The sequence below is a fragment of the Leclercia sp. S52 genome (assembly GCF_039727615.1).
Classification (GTDB): domain Bacteria; phylum Pseudomonadota; class Gammaproteobacteria; order Enterobacterales; family Enterobacteriaceae; genus Enterobacter; species Enterobacter adecarboxylatus_B.
Genome location: NZ_CP152474.1, coordinates 1,709,730 through 1,730,559, shown reverse-complemented (window position 1 = coordinate 1,730,559; position 20,830 = coordinate 1,709,730). Strand labels below are relative to the sequence as shown.

The following is a 20,830-nucleotide window of genomic DNA, read 5'->3' as shown; positions in this document are numbered from 1 at the left end:
GCGTCGTCGTAGGTACGCTGTTTTTCATGTTCGTGATTTATGCTGCGCTGCTTTTAACGCAATTTAACTAGCGCGCAGCATTATTGTGCCTGTTGCAGGCTGTTATAAATAAGGAGTCAGGATGAGTAAAATTGTGGCCGTTTTTGGCCTGGTGCTGTTGAGCCTCACCGTTGCGGGCTGTTCCAGCGATTATGTTTTACAGAAGAAAAATGGTGAGATGATTATTACCCATGGCAAACCCGAAGTGGATGATGATAACGGCTTGATCACTTATGAAGATATCGCAGGCAATGAACATGCGATCAACCGGGATCAGATTATCCAGATGATAGAGAAATAACGGGTCAGATTGGGCAGAGGATCTCCGGAAAGGCTGCCCTCTTCTGTGGATCATTTAAGGAGCCAGGTTGAAGATGATGAAGCGCTTATTTCCCCTGCTCATTCTGGGCGTGCTGACGCTGAACGGCGCGTCAGGTATACGTCTGGCCCATCACTCAGGCACTCTTCCCGCGGCAAATAAGACGTCAGGTACGCCTGTCTCCCCCTACGTAACACGTAAACGTTCACCTAAACGATATCTCAGGCGCTTTATTTCCAGTATGACGCGCAAACATTCGCATAAATAATCGTCTTATTTACAGGATATTTTATGCCCCAAATAAATCTGTTTTTTTGGGGTATGACATAATGCGAGAAAAAGCAAAAATATATCCAAAAGAAGAATAGTCCGAATTATGCCTCCCGGAAATGTGTGTCACGTCACAGTGGCTATTATTTATATTCAATAACTAAGGAGGCCGGGATGACATCAGGAAACAACACTTCAAAACACTACCCACGTCCACCGTTCGTGGAACAGCCGCAACAAACGCCGGGACTCGCATCTGAAATGAAGCCTATTCCCGATCATGGCGAGACAAGTTATATCGGTTCAGGGAAACTCGCAGGCAAAAAAAGCGCTTATTACCGGCGGTGACTCCGGGATTGGCCGCGCCGTCGCGATTGCTTACGCCCGGGAAGGTGCCGATGTGGCCATTGGGTATTTACCGGAAGAAGAAACCGATGCGGCGGCCGTTATCGCGCTTATTCAGGCTGAAGGGCGTAAAGCCGTCGCTATTCCTGGTGATATTCGGGTGGAGTCGTTTTGCGATAACCTGGTTGAGCGGGCAGTGAGTGAACTGGGCGGTCTCGATATTCTGGTTAACAACGCCGGCCGACAGCAGTATTGCGAGTCCATTGAAGAGCTGACGACAGCCGCTTTTGATGCGACCTTTAAAACCAACGTTTATGCCCCCTTCTGGATCACGCGTGCCGCCCTGCGCCACCTGACGGAAGGCGCGGTGATTATTAATACCTCTTCGGTGCAAGCCTTTAAGCCCAGCGAAATCCTGCTGGATTATGCCCAGACTAAAGCCTGCAACGTGGCGTTCACCAAATCACTGGCCAAACAGCTGGGTCCGAAAGGCATTCGGGTCAATGCCGTGGCGCCGGGCCCCTACTGGACCCCTCTGCAATCCAGCGGCGGTCAGCCTCAGGAAAAAGTGCAGCAGTTTGGCGCAGATACCCCGCTGGGTAGACCTGGGCAGCCAGTAGAGATTGCGCCCCTGTATGTTCTGCTGGCGTCCGACAGCTGCTCCTATGCCTCCGGTCAGGTCTGGTGCTCAGACGGTGGTACAGGCGTCGCATAGTGGGTTATTAAATCCGGCGCGCCTGATAAAGCGTAAGGAATATTATAAAAACCGTTACCTTAAGCGGTAACGGTTTTTTAATGAGAGCGGCACATCCCTGAAATATTATTGCAGGCGGCCAGGTTGTGCCGGAAATTCGCAACTCATGCATCATCGCTGCCGCTACGCTTATTTGTTTGGATCAAAACGTGCCCGGAGTAAATTTATCAACTATCCTAAGATCATTGATTAGATGTCGCTATTCAATTTTCAGCTGTTTTATTTTCTTTAACTTTTAGCGATTGCCTCGTTATAAGTTGTACCGTTCGGTCTTTAAAGCGCTTCGATGTAGAAGTTGATAATGTTTGCTGTTTTTTCAATCAGTTCCTGGTACTGAACGCATTACAGACCTGCGTTCCGGCGTAAGATTATTTAAAGGACAACAGCTATGACTCACATTCACGATCATTCCACTGTTAACACTCAGTATGTTGATCCGCGTCTGCCCCTGCCCGACGCGGGCAGCAGCAGTGCCGTATCATGGGGCGCCATCTTTGCTGGCGCGGCGGCGGCGGCCTCCTTGTCGTTGATCCTGCTGATGCTGGGCGCCGGGCTTGGCCTGACGTCCATCTCGCCATGGGAAAACGAGGGGCTTGAAGCCGGTACGGTAGGTATTGCGGCGATAGGATGGCTGACGTTCACGCAGATCGTGGCGTCAGGGATGGGCGGCTATTTAGCCGGACGACTGCGCACTAAATGGGTTTCTACCCATACCAATGAAATCTACTTCCGCGATACCGCGCATGGATTTTTGGCGTGGGCCGTTGCTGCGCTGGTCTCAGCCATGCTGTTGACCACCACCGTGAGTTCCATCGTGGGAGGAAGCGCTAAAGTCGTGGGTTCCGTTGCCGGCGGTGCTGCCGCAGCCACCGTAGGCGGCGCGGCGGGTATGGCCAACGCCTCATCCGATTCATCAAGTTCACCGATGGCCTATTTCGTGAATTCGATGTTCCGTCCTGGTGCCCCTGCTGGCACACCTGCGACACCTAACACCTCAGTATCACCCGATGCAACAGCTCCCGCTCCCGCTGCTCCGGCACCCGCCGCGCCTCAGCAGGATCTCTCCCCTGCTCAGCTGAGTGAAGTGACCGGTATTTTCACCAACAGCATCACCACCGGCCAGCTGCCGCAGGAAGATCGCCAGTATGTTGCCCAGCTGATTGCTCAACGTACCGGTATCAGTCAGCAAGAGGCTGAACAGCGAGTACAAGCCACCTATGACAAAGCCCAGGCGAAGTTAAAAGAAACGAAAGAGAAAGCCCAGCAAGCGGCTGATACCGCACGCAAAACTACCAGCTATCTCATGCTCTGGACATTCATCTCTCTGCTGGCGGGTGCTTTCGTCGCCAGCCTGTGTGCGACCTTCGGTGGCCGTCAACGCGATCTTTAATACTTAATTTTGCAGGAGGTTTACATGCGCTCATTACTACTGTTCTTTTTAGGCGTCCCGATCCCAATCATTATCCTGATTGCGCTGTTCTGGCACTAACCGGTATCTGACAGGATACATTCAGTCAAAACATAAATGCCCGGAAGGGCATTTATGTTTTTTACCATTACAGTCAGTGATACAGTGGCTTGTAAACATATCAAAGGATTATAAGAAATGACGATTGTGTTTATCCCTGCGCTGATCGCCGTGCTGGTGGCTAAAGAACGCGAAATGGGACGGGAACTGACCCAGGAAGACGTTGAATTGATACGCGACAGCGCCACGGCCATCGAGCTGCCATCTGAGATTGCTGAAGATATGGCCAAAGAGCGCGGCTACCCTGACATCGATCCGGAGAATGTCTGGAGCGAGTGGCTGGCGTACAAAGCGACGCGATCGGCATAACAGTAAAATAATTTAGCGTTTCTCCCTACCCGGCGGCCAGCACCCTGCTGGGTCTTCGCCTCCTCCTCCACCGCAAAGATCAAAAAACCCCTCGTGAATGGTTGCATTATGAAACCAAATGACGCAGGCTCTATTTAGTTTCATGTTAAAACCAATTAACGCATTCCGAGGTATCACGATGACTACGCAACGTTCAACAGCTTTGATTACAGGTGCATCTTCCGGGATTGGCGCGGTTTACGCCGACCGTCTCGCCGCTCGCGGTTACGATCTGGTGCTGGTGGCCCGCCGGGAAGCGCGTCTGCTGACGCTGGCGGAACAGCTGGAGCAGCGCTATGGCGTGAAGGTCACCACCCTGACGGCGGATCTTACCGATGAAACCGGGATCCGCGCCGTGGAGGAGATCCTGCGCAGCAACACCGCTATCGACACGCTGGTCAATAACGCCGGCACCGCGCAGATGGCCCCCTTCCTCGCGGGGGATGTGGCGCAGCATCAGGCAATTAATATGCTCAACACCACCGCCATGATGCGCCTGACGTATGCCCTGCTGCCGCGTCTGGCGCAGAACAATCGCGGCACTCTGATTAATATCGCCTCGGTACTGTCGATCCATGCCCGGGCGGGCAGCGCACTCTACAGCGCCACCAAAGCCTGGGTGCTGAATTTTACGCGTGGATTGCAGGAGGAATTTGCCGACAGCCAGGTGCGGATCCAGGCGGTATTACCGGCGGCCACCGCCACCGAGATCTGGGAGCTGTCCGGCATCACTGCTGACGACCTGCCCGCCGGGTCGGTCATGACCACCGACAATATGGTGGATGCGGCGCTGGCGGGGCTGGATCAGGGGGAGCTGATTACCATTCCGCCGATGCACGATGAAGCCCTGTGGGCACGCTACGAAGAGGCCCGGCTGGCGCTCTTTGCCAGCGCCCGCACCGGCGAACCGGCGCCGCGCTATCTCCCGCGCTGAGGGTTACTGCTTAAGCTGGTCGCCGTACTCGTTCATCCAGGCGGCCAGCGGCGCCAGCGCGCTTTGCAGCGTCAGGCCGAGGTCGGTGATCTGGTACTCCACCCGGGGTGGGATCTCGGCAAACACGGTGCGGGTGACCAGCCCGCGCTGCTCAAACAGACGCAGCTGGCGGGTGAGCTCCTTCTGGGTAATCGGCGCCGCGGCGCGCAGCAGATCGCCAAAGCGCACCGGCGTATTAAGCACAATCAGCCGATAGATAATCGGAATTGCCCACTTGCCGGAGAGCAGGCCGATAAAGCGGGTCATCGGACAGGGTTGATGCTGACAATTTTTTTCATCTGCGCAGTTCAGTAATTCCGCCATCGCACACCTTTCGCCTCTTTAGTATCCATTTGGTACCTGGTTTCTTTTGGATACTAACGTTTCTATAGTGCTTTCTCCAGTGACAAATCAGGAGAAGCAAAATGGGTCGTTTAACTGATAAATACACGCTGATCACCGGCGGCACCAGCGGCATTGGTCTGGCAACGGCGCAGGCCTTTCTCGCCGAAGGGGCGCAGGTGGCGGTGACCGGGCGCAACCCGCAGACCCGTGCCGAGGCGCAGCGCGTGCTGGGTGATAACGCCTGGGTGATCGACGCCGATGCGGGCGATATCCGCGCGCAGCAGGCGCTGGCCGATACCCTTGCCACACGCTGGCCGCGACTGGATGCGCTGTTCATCAACGCCGGAGACGTGACGCATGGCCCGCTGGAGAGCTGGCAGGAGGAGACATGGGACAGGCTGATGGGCACCAACCTCAAGGGGCCGTTCTTTTTGATTCAGGCGCTGCTGCCGCTGCTGAATAATCCGTCGTCGGTGATTTTATGTGGTTCGGTCAGCGCCCATATCGGGCTGCCCACCAGCAGCGTTTACGCCGCCAGCAAGGCCGGATTGCTCTCCCTGGCCCGCACCCTCTCCGTTGAGTTATTGCCGCGCGGGATCCGCGTCAACGGCCTGAGCCCGGGACCGGTCGAAACCCCGGCGCTGAGCAAGCTGGGGTTAGACGATGAAGCGCTAAAAACCCTGCAGAGCGATATCGCCAGTCTGGTGCCGCTCGGGCGCTTAGGCCGGCCGGACGAGCTGGCGAAAGCTGCGCTGTATCTGGCGTCGGATGAGTCCAGCTATACCGTCGGCACCGAGCTGCTGGTGGATGGCGGAACGGCGGTCGGGCGGTAGAGGCGAAAGCAGTCCCTGAGCTTTGGACGCTGATCTCAACCCTGCGATATCGCTGTCGCGGGGTTGCGATCTCTCTGGCATAGTGAGACAGAAGCAACCTGCTGAAAGGAAGGAAACTATGCTCGAACTTCGCCCGAACTGTGAATGGTGTGACCGTGACCTGCCCCCTGACGCTCAGGACGCCAGAATCTGCTCCTTTGAGTGCACCTTCTGCGCCGACTGCGTAGAAACCCATCTCAACCATCGCTGCCCCAACTGCCAGGGGGAGCTTGTGCGCCGCCCGGTACGTCCGGCCAATAAACTGATCAACTCGCCTGCCTCCACCGTGCGGGTCCACGCGAAAAAAAGCGCCTGACTTCCCCGCTTTCTGACGATGAGGTAAATGATGATCCAGCTGCAGACCATCCCGCCCCCGCGCAACTTCTCCGACGTGGCCCCGGTATTGCTCACCGATGCCACGATGCTTGAGCGCAAAAATAAAGTGCTGACCCGCATGAGCGAGGCGGACTATGACGCCCTCGTGATCTATGCCGATAAGGAGCACGGAGGAAACTTCGAGTACCTGACCGGCTTTGTCCCGCGCTTCGAGGAAGGTCTGCTGATTGTCGATAAAACGGGCGCAGCAACGGCGATCCTCGGCAATGAAAACCTGAAGATGGCGCAGCATTCCAGGCTCCCGGTCACGCTGAAGCACTGCCCGTACTTCTCGCTGCCGAATCAACCGATGGACAATGAGACCTCGCTGGAGACGCTGTTCACCGACACAGGCCTTCATAAAGTCAACCGAATCGGGCTGGTCGGCTGGAAAATGTTTACCTCTGCCGGGACCGATAACAGGCAGCTTTTCGATCTGCCCTGGTTTATCGTCGAGGCGCTGAAAAACAGCACCGGCGCCCAGCTGGAAAACGCCGCGCACCTGTTTATTGGCGGCGATAACGGCGCCCGCGTGACCAACAACGAGAACGAAATCGCCCATTACGAATATGGCGCTAACCTCGCTTCCGGCTGCATGCTGAATGCCATGAACGCAGTAGAGCCGGGGATCCGTGAGACCGAACTGGGGGCGCTGCTCGCGGCGGAAGGCCAGTATCAGACGGTGGTGACCATTGCCGCTGCCGGGCAGCGTTTTGAGAAAGCGAATTTTTATCCCACCTATAAAAAGCTGGAACGCGGCCAGCCGCTGTCGATGACCACCGGGTTTAAAGGCGGGCTATCGAGCCGGACCGGGTTTGTGATTGCCGACGAGAGCGAGCTGCCTGACGCGCAAAAAGATTATCTGGATCGGGTAGCGAAACCCTATTTCGCCGCGGTCGCCAGCTGGCTTGAGACTGTCCGTATCGGGATGCCGGGCGGTGAGATGTATGCCCATATCGAACGGGTGCTTAACAAAGTACAGTATGGCTGGCATCTCAATCCGGGGCATCTCAGCGCCGATGAAGAGTGGATGTCCTCCCCCATTTATCCTCACTCCGCCGAGACGCTGAAAAGCGGGATGATCCTGCAGATCGATATTATCCCTTCGGTGCCGGGCTACACCGGCGTCAGCGCCGAAGAGAGCATCGCGCTGGCGGATGCGGCGCTGCAAAGCAAAATCCAGGCAGCCTACCCGGAACTGTGGGGACGGATCGTCACCCGACGGACGTACATTCGCGACGTATTGAAGATTAATCTCGCGGATGAGGTGATCCCGCTGTCGAATACCGTGGCCTATTTGCGCCCGTTCCTGCTGGCGAAAGAGAAGGCGTTCACCTGCTAAAGCACATCGCAAACCCGGGGGTGCCACGCCGCGTCGCCGTGACACCTTTTTTAGCGATACAGCCAGGGTCACTTGTTCGATTGTCACGAGCGGCTATATCATATTCCAAAACAATATGTAGAGCATGTTTCATCCTGTACTAATCTCTACATATGAAAATGCTGATCCTTATTCTCACGCTCTCGACAGAGCAAGCCACACTCCGGATGCGGGTCTGGCGCACCTTAAAAGCCTCCGGCGCGGCGGTATTACGCGACGGTGTTTACCTTATGCCGGAACGCCCGGAGGGTAGAGACACCTTTGAGCAGATAGCGCATGAAGTCTGTGCAGGCGGCGGCAGCGCCTTTGTGTTATTAGCCGAAGAGCCTGAAGGCGCGGATTTCCGTTCCCTGTTCGATCGCAGCGAAAATTACGCTGAACTGATGTCAGAGATACAGCGAACCCGTGCTGCTCTCACCCCGGATGCGGTGCTGATCCAACTGAAACAGATCCGTAAACTGCGAAAAGCCTTTCTCAAAACAGAGGCTATCGATTTCTTCCCCTCCGGTGCCAGGCAGCAGGCCGAATCCGCCCTGCAGGAGCTGGAGCTGTACGTTAATCGCATAATTTCCCCCGACGAACCCCAGCCTACGCAAGGCGAGCTGAGCCCGCTGGCTGTCAGCGACTTTAAAAATAAGATCTGGGTGACCCGCAGCCGTCCCTGGGTAGACAGGCTGGCCAGCGCCTGGCTGATCCGCCGTTTTATCGATCCAGAGGCCCGCTTTTTATGGCTGGAGGATATCGCCGCCTGTCCCGCGGATGGAGTGGGTTTCGATTTTGACGGAGCACGGTTCAGCCATGTGGATTCCAGGGTGACATTTGAAGTGCTGCTGAAAAGATTTGCGCTTGAAACCCGCCCCCTGACGCAGTTTGGGCTGTTAGTGCATTACCTGGATATCGGCGGTGTACAACCGCCCGAAGCCGCCGGGGTGGAAAGTGTGCTGGCAGGGCTCAGGGAGAGCATCACGGACGACGACACCTTGCTGGCCACAGCATGCACGCTGTTTGATGGCCTGTTGATGAATTATAAACTGGGGTCCGATCATGACTAAAAATCCGTCGCACGTTATCACCGATACAGAAAGCCCGCCTCATCCGGTGAGCTTCCGGGATGCGTTTTTGTTCTGGCTCAAGCTGGGGTTTATCAGCTTCGGCGGTCCGGCAGGTCAAATCTCGATCATGCACCAGGAGCTGGTGGAGAACCGGCGCTGGATCTCTGAGCAACGTTTCCTGCACGCCCTGAATTATTGCATGGTTCTCCCGGGCCCCGAGGCGCAGCAGCTGGCGACCTATATCGGCTGGCTGATGCACCGTACCTGGGGTGGGGTGGTGGCCGGCGTCCTGTTTGTGCTCCCCTCGCTGTTGATCCTGATTGCGCTCTCGTGGATCTATATCGCCTGGGGCGATCTGCCCGTGGTTGCAGGATTATTTTATGGGATCAAACCGGCGATCACCGCGATTGTGGTCCAGGCGGCGCACCGTATCGGTTCGCGCGCGTTGAAAAATAATACCCAGTGGGCAATTGCCGGTGCAGCGTTTGTCGCCATCTTCACCCTTAATGTCCCTTTCCCGCTTATTGTTCTGTCGGCAGCCATTATCGGTTTCCTCGGGGGGGCGTCTGTCGCCGGAGAGATTTTCCGGCGGCGCAGGCCACGGCACCGCCGGAAAATCTTATGGGCCCGCCATCATTGATGATGATACCCCGACTCCGGCACATGCCGTTTTCAAATGGTCACGACTGATGTGGGTGATCATCACAGGGGCGCTCCTGTGGGGGATACCGATGGCCACGCTCTGGTTGACGCTGGGATGGGAACACCCCATTACCCAGATGAGCTGGTTCTTTACCAAAGCGGCGCTTCTCACCTTTGGCGGTGCGTATGCGGTGCTGCCGTATATCTATCAGGGCGCCGTGACCCACTATCACTGGCTCACCCCTACCCAGATGATCGACGGGCTGGCGCTGGGTGAAACAACGCCGGGTCCGTTAATTATGGTTGTCGCCTTCGTTGGCTTCGTCGGCGGGTATGTAAAGGCGGTGTCTGGACCCGACATGCTTTTCCTCGGGGGGAGCGGTGGCCGCGACGATGGTGACATGGTTTACCTTTCTTCCGTCCTTTCTGTTTATCCTCGCAGGCGGACCTTTTGTTGAAACGACCCATAATGACATTAAATTTACCGCGCCCCTGACTGCCATCACGGCAGCCGTCGTCGGGGTTATCCTCAACCTGGCCCTGTTCTTTGGCTATCATGTGCTGTGGCCCGACGGTTTTTCAGGTCATTTTGACTGGCTGGCTGCGGTCATTGCGCTCTCCGCGGCGATCGCCTTGTTCCGTTTTAAACTGAAGGTGACGCAGGTGATTGCGGGCTGCGCCGTTGCGGGACTAATGTTGCATTTACTTTTTCGGGTGTAACGGCTGCCGGGAGGCAGCTCGGTTGAAGGTAATTATGATCAGAACCCTGCATGATGGAGACGCCCCCGCGCTGGCGCAGCTGTTCCTCGACGCGCGACGCCGCACCTTCTACTGGGTGGATCCGTCGCGGTTTCAGCTGGATGATTTTGCCCGCCAGACCCAGGATGAGCAGATCTGGGTGGCAGAGCAGGACGGGCGTCTGTGCGGTTTTATCGCCATCTGGGCCGAAGAGAACTTCGTCCACCATCTGTATGTCGACGAAGCCTGCCACGGCCAGGGACTGGGGCGCGCGCTGTTGGCGCACGGACTGGCGGATACAACGCAGCCGGCCTCACTGAAGGTGGCGACCCGCAACGCCCAGGCGCTGGCCTTCTATCACCGGCTGGGCTGGCAGGAGACCGATGAGATGGGCGTCTGTAACATCACCGGGCCGTGGCGAAGGCTGGTGCTGCCGTTTACATCACGCTTTCTCAATCCTCGCCGGTAACCCCTGGCGCACTGAGGATCCCGTGACCCATTCCAGCCACGGACCCGGCACTTTGCGGGTGGGATCGGCAAAACCGAGATCGTTGAGATTCACCCCGGAGGCAATCTGGCTGCGCTGCGCCAGCGGCTCGCCATCCAGCCAGTGCTGCCGTGCCCCCATCTCCCTGTGACCGTAGCCATGCTCCATGGCAATCACCCCCGGCATCACCCCGGAGAGTAAACTCACCTGCGCCTCCACGCTGCCGCCCGGCGTCTGTATCCGTGCGAGGTCGCCGTGCTGTAGGCCAAACCGTGCGCCATCCTGCGGGTGGATCGCCACCAGCCCCGTCGGCTTCACGTGATGCAACCGTTCCACGACGGTGCTTGAACTGCTCATCACGTTCGATTTAAACGACATTAGCTGCATCGGCCACTCCGCTGGCGGATAGACTGCCTCCAGCGCCCGGCCATCAGACAGGCGGGCCGGATACCAGGTCGGACAGCCGCTGAAGCGCTCGCCGGTGATGGCGTGTTTGTAAGCCGCCACCTGCGGGTTCCAGATATGCAGCGGTTTAGTCCACTCTGTCCCCATCATCTCCCCTTTGCGACCTGAGGCCTCCGGTGCAAACCGCCCTCCCCGGCTGTAGAGAAATGCCACCGGCAGGACCTCCTGAGCCGTCAGGGTCTGTTCGATCGCCGGGAAGATGCGATCCACACCCGACAAAACCCTATCCTGCTCGCTGGCGGCGGGCAGCGGCTTCTGCCCGGCAAAAGCGATATTGGCGGCAACGCGCAGATAGTAATCTTCAGCACGATGGAGAGGGTGCATTTCCCCCTGCGCATCCGGGATGGCGTTGTCGCCAAACCCCGGAAGCTGCATCCGTTTTGCCACCGCAATACAGAACGCCTCCATGGACACCGGCTCGCCCCCGGCGGTTTTCGCCGTCGCGGCGGCCACCACCGGCCAGCGTGCGGTGGACGTTTTACTCGCCACCCCGCCCCAGGGGGGCGCTGAATCCCCAGCTTTCGAAATTATGGGTATCCGGGACGATATAGTCCGCCAGGGCGGTGGTCTCATTCATGAACGCATCAATGGCGATAAACAGCGGCAGGCGCTGCGGATCCGCCAGGCGCTCCTCAATCACCGCCCGCAGCCCCGGAACGCCGTACAGCGGGTTGGTCATGTTGGAGATCCACGCCTTCAGCGGATAGGGATAGCCCGCCAGCGCGGAGGGTAACAGCTCGGTCAGTTGCCCGGCGACAAAGGGATACCATGGCGCTGCGGCGGGCCACGGCGACTGGCCTGCGGCGATTTTCGCCCGGTACTCCTCCGAGCCGGCATAATCGGCTTTACTGCGGGCGATATTGAGCCCTTTGGGCGCCACCTTGCCGGGGAACTGCTCCAGGTTATAGCAGGCCCCATTCACCTCACCGTTGAATTTGCCGCCGCCGACGAACACCCCGCCGCTGAGGCTCATGTTTCCCAGCAGCACGTTAAGCATCATCACCGCCCAGGCGTTATAGAACCCGTTTCCGGACATCATGCCGCCGTGAGTCACCACCGCCGCCTTACGACCGTAGCTTGTGAAAGCCGTGGCCAGCGCGACGATCCGATCGACTGCCACACCGCACTGCTGGCTGTAGGCTTCCAGGGTAAAGCGCTGCGCCGACTCTTTCAGACACTGGAAGCTGCTTTTCACCGTTACCCTGGTGCCATCGTGCAGGGTCACCTGCCGGGTCACCAACAGCGCGCCGCGATCGCACTGGCTGACGGGCACCAGACCACCCGCCTCGTTCACCACCAGCGCCTCATCTGCCTGCCCCTCCTCCCCGTAAAGATGGGAAAGGTGCAGGTGTTGCCCCGTCAGAGGGTGGTTTTCATCGGCAATCGCCAGCCAGGTGGCGTTGCTCCAGCTCTTCTCCCCGGCGCGCGCCATCGCCTCACGGCTGGTGAGCGTCAGATAGTCCGCAGCATAGCGCTCGTTATCGATGATCCAGCGGATCATCGCCATCGCCAGCGCCGAATCCGTGCCGGGCTTCACCGCCAGCCAGTGGCCATGATCGTCGGCCAGCACCGTGGTCAGCGGCAGGGCCGGTGAGACCACCACGTAGTTAAATTTCCGCAGCCGGGCGCTGGCAAGCTGGCGGGCCTGGCGCTTGAAAGGGTTGCCCGACTGGGCCGGCGAGGTGCCCATAAACAGCGCGAACTCGACGTTTTCCCAGTCCGGTTTGACGTGCGGGTTTTTATCCAGATCGCCCATCAGCGCCCCGGATCCTGCGCGGTAGGCCAGCCCGCAATAGGCCCCGTGGGCACCAAAGTTCTTCGATCCAAAGCTGTTGAGGGCAAAACGGTGCAGGAAGCCATCCCGGCCCTCATCGCTGGTGTTGGTCACCAGCAGCTGATTGACCTTTGGACCGTACGCTGGATGGCGGGCATCCACCGGAGTGGTGAGATCGCGAATGGCGCGCAGTCCGTCCACGTGCCCCTCCCCGAACAGATCCCCACCCTCCACGACCTCTTCGATCAGCTGCTCGAAGCTGATGCGCTGCCATTTCCCCTCGCCGCGTTTGCCCGCGCGCTTCATCGGGGTGAGGAGCCGCAGCGGGCTGGTCAGGCTCTCCAGCAGCGTAGCCCCGCGCGCGCAGGCGGTGGAGCGGGATTCGAGTCCGCTTTCTCCGGCAAGCCGGGCCATCGCTTCGGCAAACGGCATCGTGCCGGGAAACGGTTTTTCATGGGAGAGCGGATGCCAGGGGTTACCGGCGATGCGCAGCACCTGGTTCGCCTGCTTATCCACCCGTACCCGGATGCCGCACAGCGTCCAGCAGCCAAAACACTGGGTCATGGAGACCATCTGGCCGGGCGTGTTCTCCCAGCCGTTGCGGGCGCAGCCTTCCGGGGGAAGCGAGTTGCCGTGGATCCGGTCGCGGGTCACTTTGCCGGAGGTGCCGTTGACCAGCCCTTCAACGGCCCGCCGGGCGACATCGCGATAGCTCAGACCGAACGCGGCAAAACCACCGGCGGCCACGCCGATTTTCAGCCATTGACGGCGGGATAATTTAGGCATGCGGGTATCTCCTTGAAAGCCAGGTCACGCACTCCCCGAGGACGATCGTCAGGGCCAGCCACAGACCGAAGGTGCCGATAATCGCCAGCAGGCCGTCGGTCCCCATCGGCAGAGAGTAGTCATTCGTCAGGGCGTTGTATTTCGGGATAATTTGCCCACCCAGCAGCACAGCCCAGCGCAGCGTCCAGCAGAGGATCGCCACCAGCAGCGCGCTTGCGAGCGTGATAAAGAACGGGGGTTGATACCGGCTGGCATACAACGAGACCGCCAGCGCCGCTGTCCACAGCAGCATCAGGGTAAGCAGGTAAAGGCGGATCTCACCGCCGAGCTGCCACTGCTGGCGCAGCGCTTCCCCCGACAGGGTATCGCCGAGATACCACGCCAGCATCACCGCCCCGAGCAGGACGAGGGTCACAACCTGCCCCTGCGCCAGCCGCCGGGTAAGATCGCGCATCGCCAGGCCGAGCATCGCCAGCAGCACGCTCATGGCGCTGAAGAACATCGCCGCCGGGAGCCAGTAGCTGAACCACACCGGTCTGGCGCGCACCACGGAGACTTCCCGCCCGGTATAGAGCAGCAGACCGATGGCCGTCAGCGCCGTCGCCAGCGCCAGCGCGCGCAGCAGCCGGGTATCGCCCCTGCGCAGATGAAAAAGCAGGAACCACAGCCCCAGCAGCAGCGTGAACAGCGGTAAAAAGAGCGCGCCCCAGGGCATCCACGACCAGGGGGTCGGCCAGGCGTAAAAGTGCCAGAAGCGGGCAGTCTGGTGCAGGTCGGCGGTCAACGCCAGCGGAGCGGTGATCCCGCAGGTGAGAGCGATAAACAGGCACACCCGCTCACACTGCTCGCCGTGCCGGTGTCGCAGCCAGCGGGCCGCGCAGGCCAACAGGGCGGCGCAGGCGGCAATCCCGATAAAGAAAAAGTACTGCACGGCCCAGGGCAGCCAGGTAATCGCCTGGGGTTGAGCCAGCATCTCATTAATGACCATAGTCTACCTCCTGCCAGAGTGCAGGCCGGGCGCGGCCCTGCAGCGGCGAGACAAAGGCCTCATCCAGCCCGAGATAGAAGACGTGCGGCCGGGTGTTGTTTTCCGGCTTCAGCACCTTGATGTTGTCCCGGTGCGCCGCCAGCATCCGGCTCAGGGTGCTGCGGGGATCTTTCATATCGCCAATGATTCGTGCTCCCCCCCACGCAGGATTCCACGCAGGCCGGCAGCAGCCCGGCTTCGAGACGGTGCGCGCAGAAGGTGCATTTATCCGCCGTCTGGGTGGCATGGTTGATAAAGCGGGCATCGTACGGACAGGCCTGCACGCAGTAGGCGCAGCCGACGCAGCGGGTGTTGTCGATCACCACGATGCCGTCCTTACGCTGGAAGGTGGCCTGCACCGGGCAGACCGGCACGCAGGGCGGGTTATCGCAATGGTTGCACAGTCGGGGCAACAGCACGTTAGTCACGTCGTCGCGGTCGGCAAGCCGGACCTGATACTGGTTGACGGTGGTACGAAACGCCCCTTGCGGTGTCTGGTTCTCAATGGTGCAGCTCACCGTGCAGGACTGGCAGCCGATGCAGCGGCGCAGATCGATCAGCATGGCGTAGCGATGCTGGGCAGAACCTTCATGCCGCTCCGGGCCAAACGCGATCCCCGCCTCCGCCAGCGGTACCAGCGCCGCACCGGCCGTGACAACGCCCATTTGCTGTAAAAACTGGCGCTTACTGATGTCCATGTTGCCCTCCACTCAGTGCCCGTAAGAAAACGATCAGGGATGGTATTACCTGACCAAATGTGGTTATTTACAGTCTAAAAATCTGGCCGGGTCGCTCACTATTGTGGTTAACCACATAAACCCGACGGGCTTGATCTAACGCAAAAGAAAGGGGCAGGTATTGCATGGAGCGCAGCGTAAAAATCCTTTTGTTCCTGATCCTTACCGGCCTCACCTCCCCGCTGCGGGCAGCCGACTGGACCATCGGCATCCTGGCCTTACGCGGTGAAACCGCCACCCGCACCCATTGGCAACCGCTGGTCGACTCGCTCAATCACGCCGTGCCCGGCGCCCACTTCCGCCTGCTGCCGCTGGATCTCGACGGCATGCGCGAGGCGGTGAACCAGGGCAACATCCAGTTTGTGCTGACCAACCCGGGGCAGTTTGTGCAACTCAACAGCCACTATCATCTGCGCTGGCTGTCGTCGTTGCGCTCCGGGCAGGGCGACACCGTGGAGAGCATGACCACCGGCAGCGCCATTGTGGTCAGAGATGCCAGCGGCATTACCCGTCCACAGGATCTGACCGGAAAAACGCTGGGTGCGGTGGATGCGCAGGCCTTCGGCGGCTATCTGCTCGGCTACCGGGCGCTGCGGGATGCCGGGCTGCAGGTGGATGAAAGCAAGGTGCGCTTTGTCGGCTTTCCGGCCGATGCCCTGCTCTATCTGCTGCGTGAGGACGCTATCCAGGCCGCCATCGTGCCGGTCTGTTTACTTGAGAGCATGGACAGCGAGGGGCTGATCGACAAAAGCCAGTTTCGCGTGCTGCTGCAAAAAAACGTCGCCTGGCACTGCCTGACCAGCACCCCGCTCTATCCTGACTGGTCATTTGCCGCGCTGCCCGGCGTGGACGATCGGGTGGCGGATGCGGTGACCCGGGCCCTGCTGAGTTCTCCCCGCTGGGGTGCCCCTACCTCCACCAGCGACACCGAAGCCCTGCTGCGCGAACTTAATCGCCACCCGGAACAGCAGCGGATTGGACAGACGATAATCGACTGGGTGCGCCAGCACCGGCTGGCTATCGGGCTGTGTTTACTGCTGGTGGCGCTGTTCATCGCCAACTATGGCTGGGTGATGGTGCTGGTGAATCGCCGCGGCAAAGCGCTGGAGCAGGCAAACAGCCAGCTGCGCGCCCAGCAGCAGGCCCTGGAGCAGGCCCGGCAGATGAACATGCTGGGGGAGATGGCCTCCGGCTTTGCCCATGAGCTTAACCAGCCGCTGGCGGCCATCCGCATGTATGCCCAGGGCGGGCTGAACCATCTGTCAGGGGCTGAAAAACGTGGCGCAGTCGAGAAGGCGCTGATCAATATCGAATCACAGGCCGAACGCTGCGGGTTGATTATCCGCCACCTGCGGGAGTGGGCCAACCCGGCGCGGCAGACTGAACCTGCGACGGAAAATTACACCCCTTGCGATGTTGCCGGGACCCTGAGGCAGGTGCTGACCCTTCTGCAGCTGGATAAGGCCGCGCCCGGCCTGAGCGTTTATCTCAACAGCCACCAGAGCGTCCTGCTCTTTCTGCCCCCCGGTGGTACTGGAGCAGGTGCTGGCGAATATTATTTTGAACGCGGTTCAGGCGGGGGCCAGCAACCTGTGGATAGACCTCCACCCTGATGATCAGCAGTACCAGATTGTCCTGCAGGACGATGCTGGCGGCATCCCCGCAGAGCAGCTCTCTGACCTGTTCCGCCCTTTCCATTCCGGCAAAAAAACCGGCATGGGGCTGGGGCTGGTCATCTGCCAGCGGCTGCTGCGTGGCGTCGATGGCGATATCAGCGTGCACAACCACCGCGCGCCGGACGGCAGCGAGGGGGTACGCGTGACCCTCACCTTCCCCACTGATGAGAACAACGGAAAATCGCAATGATTCACCTGGTTGACGACGACGAGGCAGTTACCAGCGCCTGCAGTTATTTACTCGAGAGCCTGGGCCACAGCGTCCGGTGCTGGAACAAGAGTGAGCAGTTTCTGCACGAAGCCCCGCTAGACACAACGGGCGTCGCATTGCTGGATATGCGGATGCCGGAGATGGACGGGCATGCGTTATTTCAGGCCATGCGCGAAGCTCACAGCACCCTGGCGGTGATCTTCCTCACCGGGCACGGCGACGTGCCGATGGCCGTCCAGGAGATCCAGTCTGGCGCGGTCGATTTTTTACAGAAACCTGTCGCCGCCGGGGCGCTGAAGGCGGCCATTGAGAAAGGGTTTGCCCACTCGGCGCGCCTGACGCAGACCAACGATCTCCGGCTGCGCTACGCCACGCTGACGCCAAAAGAGAAAGAGGTGGCACACTGCGTCGCCGCCGGCCTGATGAATAAAGATATTGCGCTGAAAATGCATATCGCGCTCCGCACGGTGGAAGTTCATCGGGCGCGGGTAATGGAGAAAATGGACGCGAAGAGTATGGCGGAGCTGGTGATGCAGATTAACCGTTCAGGGGCATAAAAAAGGCCTGCCGGAGCAGGCCCCTGAATTTACTGCAACGCGTCGAGAATGCGATACGCCGCCTTCACCCGTTCCGGGTTGGGGTAATTTTTATTCGCCAGCATCACAATGCCGAGGTGCTTTTCAGGAATAAAGGCGATGTAGCTGCCAAACCCGCCGGTCGCCCCGGTCTTATGCACCCACGAGGCCTTCACCGGCGGCTGCGCCGGGGTGATGGCTGTAACATCGCGCGCCGCCAGGGCGTACTTATTATCTGCCCCCTGCTCCAGGGTGCGGGATGTCACCGGCCAGTTGAGCATCTCCCAGCCCAGGCCCTGATACATCTCCCCCACCTGCCAGTAGCGCGACCGGGCGATGGACATCCCTTTTTTCAGCGTCGCGTTCTGAATGTTTTCCGGCTGGAGGTTGGCCTGCAGCCAGCCCGCCATATCGACGATAGAGGTTTTCACCCCATAGGCTTCTGCATCCAGCATGCCCGGCGAGACGTGGACCGCCTTGCCGTCCCGATAGCCCCAGGCATAGTTCGCCTGTTCACTGGCCGGGACGGTAACCCACGTATGGTTAAGGTTTAGCGGTTTCAGCACCCGGCGGGTGAGCGCCTGCTCGAAATCCATCTTCGAGGGTTTGACCGCCAGGGCACCAAACAGGCCAATACTGGCGTTGGCATACAAACGCTTCGTACCCGGGGCCCACTCAGGCTGCCAGGACTGATAGTATTTTTCCAGCGCCGCGGCGTCGGTGACGCTGTCCGGCACCTGCAGCGGCAGGCCGCCCGCGGTGTAGGTCGCAAGATGCAGAAGCGTGATCCCTTCCCACTGTTTGCCCGATAACGCCGTCCAGTATTTACTTGCCGGATCGCTGAGCGCAATCTCCCCGCGCGCCACCGCATCGCCGCCCAGCACCCCGGTAAAGGTTTTGCTCACCGAGCCCAGCTCAAACAGCGTCTGGCGGGTGACGGGCCTGTTCCCGGCGACGTCCGCCTGCCCCCAGGTGAAGAAGTACGGTTTGCCCTGATAAACCACTGCCACCGCCATACCCGGGATCGCCTGCGCCTTCATCAGCGCCGTGATGGTGGGGTTAACCACCTGCGCGACCTGCGCCTCCTCCGGCGTGGTGGCCAACGCGGAGCCGGACAGGCAGACAAGGAGCGTACAGAGCAGAGATTTTTTCATCTGGATGATCTTTATCGAAAAGTGAGGAGGACTATTTTGCCGGTCTGGCGCGGGGATGTAAAACGGGGGCCCTGCAGCCCCCCTTGTTTACGGATAACGTTTAACGTGCCGGTTTCGCGCTGAGTCGCCCCGACTTCTTTAACGCCCGAATGCCAATGCAGGCCAGCAGAATCAGCCCCACCAGCCCGGCGGAGAGCACCCAGTCGTCTGAGGAGTCGTTCAGCACCCGCCCGCTCAGCAGGACCAGCACCAGCAGCGTGATGCTGATGGTGCTGTACTCTTTCACCACCACCCGACGCCAGTTAAATGAGAAGGTGCGTAGCGTCTGGCTCAGCCCGCGCAGGCGGGGCATCAGGCGCGGCGTGGTGGCGCAGTAGTGGCGGTAGGCGTCGCCAAAACGCCCCAGCAGGTAGTGCTCTTCGGCGGCGATAATGCAGGCATAGGCCAGGAAGAACAGCGGAAGGGTGATCGCCAGATACCAGGGGTTATTCGACGCCACACCAAACCCGACAATCATCAGCAGATTGCCGAGATAGAGCGGATTGCGGCAGTGCGCGAACAGCCCGTTCTGTACCAGGTCGTTGGCATAGACGCGCTTGTTACGCCCGCCACGGACAATATAGTCCAGCCCCACGGTGAGAATACGTATCCCCTGCCCGACCAGGGCGATCAGGCTGCCCAGGATCAGCATCATCACACTGGCATCGCTGACCCGCTGAAAGCCCGCAAAGAGGGTCAGGTACAGCAGGGGAAACAGGGCGTTGCGGGTGCGGAATAAGAAATTGCCGACAGAGACCATCATTTGATCGCCACCATGCCGCAGAAGTTATACCAGCGGAAGAAGACCTCCACCCGGCTGAACCCGGCATCGGCCAGCAGCTGTCGGTTCTCACTCTCCGTATAGGGGATCAGCACATTTTCCAGGGCTTCGCGCTTCTGGCTGATCTCCAGTTCGCTGTACCCGTGCCGCCGCTTCATGTCGTAGTAGTACCTGATAAATCGCCGGTTAAGATCGGGGGCGTCGCAGACCACCTTCTCCACCAGAATCAGCGCCCCGCCCGGATTCAGCGCCTGCGCGATAGAAGTCAGTACCGCCCGACGGTGAACCGGACGCACGAACATCAGCGTCAGCAGCATCGTGACCACCGAGGTATTTTCCGGGAGCTGCATCTCTTTCAGGTCGTGGCACAGAAAGTGCGGGGTGCGCCCCGAAGGACGTTGTTCAAATTTCGCCCGGCATCTCTCCAGCATCTCGGGAGAGTTATCAATGCCGATAAAGCTGACATCCGGCGCCACGACCCCGTCCATCAGCGCCAGGGTGGTGCCGGTGGCGCACCCCAGATCGCACAGGTGGCTACCCGGGACGGCAAAATCCGCCGCCAGTTCGCTCACCATCCGCTGTATTTCCTGATAAAACGGCACAGAGCGATCGACCATATCGTCAAATACCCCTGCCACCTGCTCATCAAAGCGAAAATCTTCGGCTTCTTTTTGCTGTGCAAACACCTTATCCAGAGTCATAAGTTATTCCGGTAAAAATACATCACAACGTTCCCCCGCCAGGAGAGGACGGGGCCTGAAATTAAATTTTTTATTAGTCAGAATTGAAATGCAGTTTATGGCGTCAGGCTTAAGAAAAGCTTAGTAACATATAGACGGGGGCAGAAGAGAGTGCCAGTGGAGTCAACCAACATGGCACGGTGGCATGGCGATCGTGCAGCATGGATCCCGATTATGCGCGGCCAAACAGCAGTCGGTCACCCATACTCATCCCCATTTTACGTAAATATTTACCATGAATAATTTGCTCCTGTTCCCACTCGGAGAGGGCCCTGTCCGTGTCATCAGGCCAGGCTCGCAGGGCATCCCCTAACGCCAGAGCATTGGCGGCCGCTTTTGAGGTGCTTGCTGCGGTATGAGGCCGGGGAATAGAAGCGGCATCACCCAGTAGAATCAC

Annotated in this window: 16 protein-coding genes and 5 pseudogenes; 13 read left to right on the top strand and 8 right to left on the bottom strand. The window is 59.2% G+C overall.

What is annotated here, in order from left to right:
• Nucleotides 1-121 precede the first annotated feature (121 nt).
• The 5 genes and pseudogenes from AAHB66_RS08145 (at nucleotide 122) to AAHB66_RS08125 (ending at nucleotide 4,537) form a co-directional block, all read left to right on the top strand.
• The gene (locus AAHB66_RS08145; RefSeq protein ID WP_347115818.1) at nucleotides 122-340 is read left to right on the top strand and encodes a YgdI/YgdR family lipoprotein; all 219 of its coding nucleotides are present in this window, start codon (nucleotides 122-124) and stop codon (nucleotides 338-340) included.
• 462 nt (nucleotides 341-802) lie between these two features.
• Nucleotides 803-1,688, top strand: a pseudogene (locus AAHB66_RS08140) (SDR family oxidoreductase).
• Between the two features lie 427 nt (nucleotides 1,689-2,115).
• The gene (locus AAHB66_RS08135; RefSeq protein WP_347115817.1) at nucleotides 2,116-3,117 is read left to right on the top strand and encodes a hypothetical protein; all 1,002 of its coding nucleotides are present in this window, start codon (nucleotides 2,116-2,118) and stop codon (nucleotides 3,115-3,117) included.
• 216 nt (nucleotides 3,118-3,333) lie between these two features.
• The gene (locus AAHB66_RS08130; RefSeq protein ID WP_347115816.1) at nucleotides 3,334-3,564 is read left to right on the top strand and encodes a hypothetical protein; all 231 of its coding nucleotides are present in this window, start codon (nucleotides 3,334-3,336) and stop codon (nucleotides 3,562-3,564) included.
• Nucleotides 3,565-3,742: 178 nt separating this feature from the next.
• Entirely contained in the window at nucleotides 3,743-4,537 is a 795-nt protein-coding gene (locus AAHB66_RS08125) for an SDR family oxidoreductase (protein ID WP_347115815.1), read from the top strand.
• Between the two features lie 3 nt (nucleotides 4,538-4,540).
• Here AAHB66_RS08125 and AAHB66_RS08120 read toward each other — a convergent pair whose 3' ends face one another.
• On the bottom strand, nucleotides 4,541-4,900 hold the full coding sequence (locus tag AAHB66_RS08120) for a winged helix-turn-helix transcriptional regulator (protein ID WP_307762532.1): 360 nt from the start codon (nucleotides 4,898-4,900) through the stop codon (nucleotides 4,541-4,543).
• 101 nt (nucleotides 4,901-5,001) lie between these two features.
• Between AAHB66_RS08120 and AAHB66_RS08115 the strand changes: the two genes are divergently transcribed.
• The 6 genes and pseudogenes from AAHB66_RS08115 (at nucleotide 5,002) to AAHB66_RS08090 (ending at nucleotide 10,450) form a co-directional block, all read left to right on the top strand.
• Complete coding sequence (locus AAHB66_RS08115) at nucleotides 5,002-5,754, top strand: SDR family oxidoreductase (protein WP_347115814.1); 753 nt, start codon at nucleotides 5,002-5,004, stop codon at nucleotides 5,752-5,754.
• A 118-nt stretch (nucleotides 5,755-5,872) separates the two neighbouring features.
• Complete coding sequence (locus AAHB66_RS08110) at nucleotides 5,873-6,109, top strand: DUF1272 domain-containing protein (RefSeq protein ID WP_347115813.1); 237 nt, start codon at nucleotides 5,873-5,875, stop codon at nucleotides 6,107-6,109.
• A 27-nt stretch (nucleotides 6,110-6,136) separates the two neighbouring features.
• A complete protein-coding gene (locus AAHB66_RS08105) occupies nucleotides 6,137-7,510 on the top strand; it encodes a M24 family metallopeptidase (RefSeq protein ID WP_347115812.1) in 1,374 nt (457 codons plus the stop codon).
• 152 nt (nucleotides 7,511-7,662) lie between these two features.
• On the top strand, nucleotides 7,663-8,601 hold the full coding sequence (locus AAHB66_RS08100) for a chromate resistance protein ChrB domain-containing protein (RefSeq protein ID WP_347115811.1): 939 nt from the start codon (nucleotides 7,663-7,665) through the stop codon (nucleotides 8,599-8,601).
• Nucleotides 8,594-9,963 (top strand): annotated as a pseudogene (chrA, locus tag AAHB66_RS08095) (chromate efflux transporter). The gene AAHB66_RS08100 and the pseudogene chrA overlap by 8 nt, the downstream one beginning before the upstream one ends.
• A gap of 34 nt (nucleotides 9,964-9,997) precedes the next feature.
• Entirely contained in the window at nucleotides 9,998-10,450 is a 453-nt protein-coding gene (locus AAHB66_RS08090; RefSeq protein ID WP_347115810.1) for a GNAT family N-acetyltransferase, read from the top strand.
• Here the strand turns inward: AAHB66_RS08090 and ttrA are convergent.
• The 3 genes and pseudogenes from ttrA to ttrB form a co-directional block, all read right to left on the bottom strand.
• A pseudogene (gene ttrA / locus AAHB66_RS08085) lies at nucleotides 10,424-13,493 on the bottom strand (tetrathionate reductase subunit TtrA). The gene AAHB66_RS08090 and the pseudogene ttrA overlap by 27 nt on opposite strands.
• Entirely contained in the window at nucleotides 13,486-14,481 is a 996-nt protein-coding gene (gene ttrC / locus AAHB66_RS08080; protein ID WP_347115809.1) for a tetrathionate reductase subunit TtrC, read from the bottom strand. Before ttrC ends, ttrA begins: the two are co-directional and overlap by 8 nt.
• A pseudogene (gene ttrB / locus AAHB66_RS08075) lies at nucleotides 14,471-15,218 on the bottom strand (tetrathionate reductase subunit TtrB). The gene ttrC and the pseudogene ttrB overlap by 11 nt, the downstream one beginning before the upstream one ends.
• 164 nt (nucleotides 15,219-15,382) lie before the next feature.
• Between ttrB and ttrS the strand changes: the two are divergent.
• Both ttrS and ttrR read left to right on the top strand, forming a co-directional pair.
• A pseudogene (gene ttrS, locus AAHB66_RS08070) lies at nucleotides 15,383-17,123 on the top strand (tetrathionate respiration histidine kinase TtrS).
• Complete coding sequence (gene ttrR, locus AAHB66_RS08065; RefSeq protein ID WP_347116445.1) at nucleotides 17,114-17,701, top strand: tetrathionate respiration response regulator TtrR; 588 nt, start codon at nucleotides 17,114-17,116, stop codon at nucleotides 17,699-17,701. Before ttrS ends, ttrR begins: the two are co-directional and overlap by 10 nt.
• Before the next feature lie 29 nt (nucleotides 17,702-17,730).
• On the opposite strand, the gene ampC is transcribed toward ttrR, so the two are convergent.
• The 4 genes from ampC to AAHB66_RS08045 form a co-directional block, all read right to left on the bottom strand.
• The gene (gene ampC, locus AAHB66_RS08060; protein WP_347115808.1) at nucleotides 17,731-18,873 is read right to left on the bottom strand and encodes a CMY2/MIR/ACT/EC family class C beta-lactamase; all 1,143 of its coding nucleotides are present in this window, start codon (nucleotides 18,871-18,873) and stop codon (nucleotides 17,731-17,733) included.
• A 100-nt stretch (nucleotides 18,874-18,973) separates the two neighbouring features.
• Nucleotides 18,974-19,675, bottom strand: coding sequence for an isoprenylcysteine carboxylmethyltransferase family protein (locus AAHB66_RS08055; RefSeq protein WP_347115807.1), 702 nt, complete (start codon nucleotides 19,673-19,675; stop codon nucleotides 18,974-18,976).
• A complete protein-coding gene (gene cmoA, locus AAHB66_RS08050; RefSeq protein WP_347115806.1) occupies nucleotides 19,672-20,394 on the bottom strand; it encodes a carboxy-S-adenosyl-L-methionine synthase CmoA in 723 nt (240 codons plus the stop codon). The genes AAHB66_RS08055 and cmoA overlap by 4 nt, the downstream gene beginning before the upstream one ends.
• 211 nt (nucleotides 20,395-20,605) lie before the next feature.
• The gene (locus tag AAHB66_RS08045; protein WP_347115805.1) at nucleotides 20,606-20,830 is read right to left on the bottom strand and encodes a hypothetical protein; all 225 of its coding nucleotides are present in this window, start codon (nucleotides 20,828-20,830) and stop codon (nucleotides 20,606-20,608) included.